The sequence below is a fragment of the Bradyrhizobium sp. NAS96.2 genome, from assembly GCF_001908235.1.
Classification (GTDB): Bacteria; Pseudomonadota; Alphaproteobacteria; order Rhizobiales; family Xanthobacteraceae; genus Bradyrhizobium.
In genome coordinates this window covers 1-3,510 of record NZ_LGHK01000314.1, presented here as the reverse complement: position 1 = coordinate 3,510, position 3,510 = coordinate 1, and the positions used below count along the sequence as shown (strand labels likewise).

Sequence of the window (3,510 nt, the reverse complement as noted above, 5' to 3'; positions counted from 1 at the left end):
CGTCGCGGGCGGCTCGGCACCTGGCGGCGTCGCCGGGGCTGCGGCAGGCGCGTCCTCCGCGCCGGTGCCGAGCGTCGGCACCAGCATCACAAGCAGGACCAATGCGGTGCAAAGACCTGTTCGCATGGCAAATCTGTTCCCGCGCAACGCGGCTTGACACCGCAAGCTCGTGGTCTAGCTATGGACTGAAATGATGGCGCGCAAAAGGGAGCGCAAAATGGCCGCAGCAACGGACGATCAACTCGGCTTTGCCCCCGACGACGACGCCCCGATCGGCTACATGAAGCGGACCCGCGATTATTACGCGGCGATCGGCTACACTACCCCCTACCGCTGGGCGCATTACACCTCTGCACCGTTCCAGCCCCTGAAGAAGCCGCTGAACCGGTCCCGGGTCGCCATCATCACGACGGCGGCGCCGTTCGATACGGCCAAGGGCGACCAGGGTCCCGGCGCGAAATACAATGGCGGGGCAAAATTCTATTCGGTCTATGACGGCGATACGTCGCAGCCACACGATCTGCGAATTTCGCACATCGCCTATGACCGCACCCACACCACGGCGACCGACAGCGGCACCTGGTTCCCGCTGGCGCAACTCAAGCGCCTCGCTGCCGAAGGCAAGATCGGCGAAGTCGCACCGCGCTTCTTCGGCGCGCCGACCAACCGCAGCCACCGTGTCACCATCGAGACCGACGCGCCCGAGATCCTCAAGCGCTGCCGCGACGACAAGGTCGACGCCGCGGTGCTGGTGCCGAACTGCCCGGTCTGCCACCAGACCGTCAGCCTGGTGGCGCGGCATCTCGAAGCCAACGGCATCCCGACCGTCGTGATGGGCTGCGCCAAGGATATCGTCGAGCACGCGGCGGTACCACGCTTCCTGTTCTCCGATTTCCCGCTCGGCAATTCCGCCGGCAAGCCACATGACGAGGCCTCGCAGGCCTTCACGCTGGAGCTCGCGTTGCGCGTGCTGGAATCCGCACCGGGTCCGCAGACCACCGTGCAGTCGCCGCTGCGCTGGAGCGCGGATGCGTCCTGGAAGCGCGACTACAGCAACGCCGACGCCTTGAGTGCCGAAGAGCTGGCGAGGCTGCGCCGTGAGTTCGACGCGCAGAAGGAAATCGCCAAGGGCCTGCGCGTCGCCTAGCACCGGGCGTTGCGTCTATCGCTCGCCAAAATAACGGTGTCATCGCCCGGCTCGACCGGGCGATCCAGTATTCCAGAGACGTTTGTGAAGACGGAGAAGCCGCGGCGTACTGGGTCCCCCGGTCAAGCCGGGGGACGACAGCGGAGGCAAATGCTTCCACTCAGTGCGCTTCGACAAGCGCAGGGACGGCAGCGCCAGAATTCGGTTCGCTGGCCCCCGCATAACGCCGCGCGAGCGCTGCACAGGTCATCAGCTGGATCTGGTGAAACAGCATCAGCGGCAGCACGATCAGCCCGACGGATTGGCCGGCGAGCAGCACGCTCGCCATCGGCAACCCGCTCGCCAGGCTCTTCTTTGAGCCGCAGAACATGATGGCGATGCGGTCGGCGCGCGAGAAGCCGAGCAACTGGCTGCCGAAACTGGTGATCAGCAGCACGACCGCGAGCAGCAGCGCATCGAGGCCGAGCACGATGGCCATCTGCGTCGCGTTGACCTGGTGCCAGATGCCGTGGCTGACGCCGTCGCTGAACGCGGTGTAGACGATCAGGAGGATCGAGCCGCGATCGACCAGGCCGAGCATCGCATGGTGCCGCGCGACGAAGCCGCCGATCAGCGGCCGCGACAATTGCCCGACCACGAACGGCAGCAGCAACTGCACGACGATGTCGAGCGCGGCATTGCCCGAGAACCCGCCATGGCTGGAGAGCAGCACACCTGCCAAGAGAGGCGTCGCGACGATGCCGAGCAGGTTGGAGGCGGTCGCCGAGCACAGTGCCGCCGACACGTTGCCATGCGCGATCGAGGTGAAGGCGACCGACGACTGCACCGTCGACGGCAGAATGCAGATCAGGATCACGCCCGCCCACAGCGCCGGCGTCAACAGATGCGGCGCCAGCCAATGCGCCGCGAGCCCGAGCAGCGGGAACAGGGCAAAGGTCGACAGGAAGATCACGAGATGCAGCTTCCAGTGCCGGGCGCCGACCAGCGCCTCGGTCGTCGAGAGGCGAGCACCGTGGAGGAAGAACAGCAGCGCGATCGCAGCATCAGTGGCGTAGCCGCCGATCACGGTGCCCTGCCCGTGCAGCGGCAGCAGCGTGGCGAGGCCGACCATCCCGACGATGGCGACGATGTAGGGGTCGACAGGCACGAATGATCGGAGACGGCTGATGGTCATGGCAGGTTCCTTTTCCTTGACTGAAAGGTGCTCCCCGCGAGACTAATTGTGAACCGCGCTTACCGATGTTATTGTCATTACGTTATGTAATGACGGATGGCCGCCATGCTCGACCCGACCCAGTTAGAGACCTTCCTCACCGTGGTGCAGACGCAGAACTTCACCGAGGCCGGCCGCCGGCTCGGCCTGAAGCAGTCGACGGTGAGCCAGCACATCCGCAAGCTCGAGGCCGAGGCCGGCCGCCGCCTGTTCGTGCGCGACACCCATTCGGTGGTGCTCACCGCCGACGGCGAGGCGATGACGGGTTTTGCGCGGCCGATCCTCGAGGCCAATGCGCGGGCCCGGGATTACTTCGCGGGCTCGCAGGTGCGCGGCAAGGTCCGGTTCGGCGCCGCGGAGGATTTTGCGAGCTCCCGTCTGCCCGATCTGCTGCGCGATTTCGTCCGCCGCCACCCGCAGGTCGATCTCGAGCTGACGATCGGCCTCAGCGCCGTGCTGTACCAGCAGCTCGATGCCGGCGAGCTCGACCTCGTGCTCGGCAAGCGGCGTCCCGGCGACGCACCGGGACAGCTGGTGTGGCAGGACCGCCTGGTGTGGACCGGCGCGCCGGGCACGCAGCTCGATCCCGAGCAGCCATTGCCCTTGATCCTCTACGCGCCGCCGAGCGTCAGCCGCAGCGTCGTGCTGGAGGCTATGGAGCGCTTCGGACGGCCGTGGCGCATCGTCTGCTCCAGCGGCAGCCTCAGCGGCCTGCGCGCCGCAGCACTTGCCGGTCTCGGCATTACCCCGCAGGCGCAGGGCCTGATCCCGGACGGTCTCGAAGCAATGCCGGCGACAGGCCTGCCGCCGCTCGGCAGCGTCGAATTCGTGGTCCGCACCGCACGACGGACCAAGCGCGGCCCGGCCGTCGAACTGGCGCAGGCCATCACTGCGCATGGCGGCCGGCTGCGACCTTAGGCGCGGTAGTGTAGATCGGCCCTGCGGCAGACTCGCTGCACCTCTCCCGCTTGCGGGGGAGGTCGGATCGCATGCGATCCGGGTGGGGGCTCTCTCCGCGATGCGACTCGCGGAGGTACGAACCGGGCTGAGTCCTGACGTTTTAGACCGGGTTGATTCCTGACAGGCAAAGCTTCGTCTGATTCGAGGGAGGATCGGACGATGCCTTTCAGGGAGAGCAGTGCTGTGGAGG

Annotated in this window: 3 protein-coding genes; 2 read left to right on the top strand and 1 reads right to left on the bottom strand. The window is 66.6% G+C overall.

The features are described from left to right. The first annotated feature begins 217 nt into the window (after positions 1-217). Positions 218-1,147 carry a glycine/sarcosine/betaine reductase selenoprotein B family protein gene (locus tag AC628_RS40575; RefSeq protein WP_074132386.1) on the top strand — a complete coding sequence of 310 codons (930 nt, stop codon included), beginning with the start codon at positions 218-220 and terminating at the stop codon, positions 1,145-1,147. Between the two features lie 160 nt (positions 1,148-1,307). Here AC628_RS40575 and AC628_RS40570 read toward each other — a convergent pair whose 3' ends face one another. Continuing rightward, positions 1,308-2,321 (bottom strand): bile acid:sodium symporter family protein, encoded by a 1,014-nt coding sequence (locus AC628_RS40570; RefSeq protein ID WP_074132384.1) that lies wholly within the window; start codon positions 2,319-2,321, stop codon positions 1,308-1,310. A 105-nt stretch (positions 2,322-2,426) separates the two neighbouring features. Here AC628_RS40570 and AC628_RS40565 point away from each other — a divergent pair, with 105 nt between their 5' ends. After that, a complete protein-coding gene (locus AC628_RS40565) occupies positions 2,427-3,278 on the top strand; it encodes a LysR family transcriptional regulator (protein ID WP_074132388.1) in 852 nt (283 codons plus the stop codon). Positions 3,279-3,510 lie beyond the last annotated feature (232 nt).

Coding starts and splice junctions, on each gene's coding strand:
- AC628_RS40575 (WP_074132386.1), top strand. CDS start 218: ATGGCCGCAGCAACGGACGATCAACTCGGCTTTGCCCCCGACGACGAC.
- AC628_RS40570 (WP_074132384.1), bottom strand. CDS start 2,321: ATGACCATCAGCCGTCTCCGATCATTCGTGCCTGTCGACCCCTACATC.
- AC628_RS40565 (WP_074132388.1), top strand. CDS start 2,427: ATGCTCGACCCGACCCAGTTAGAGACCTTCCTCACCGTGGTGCAGACG.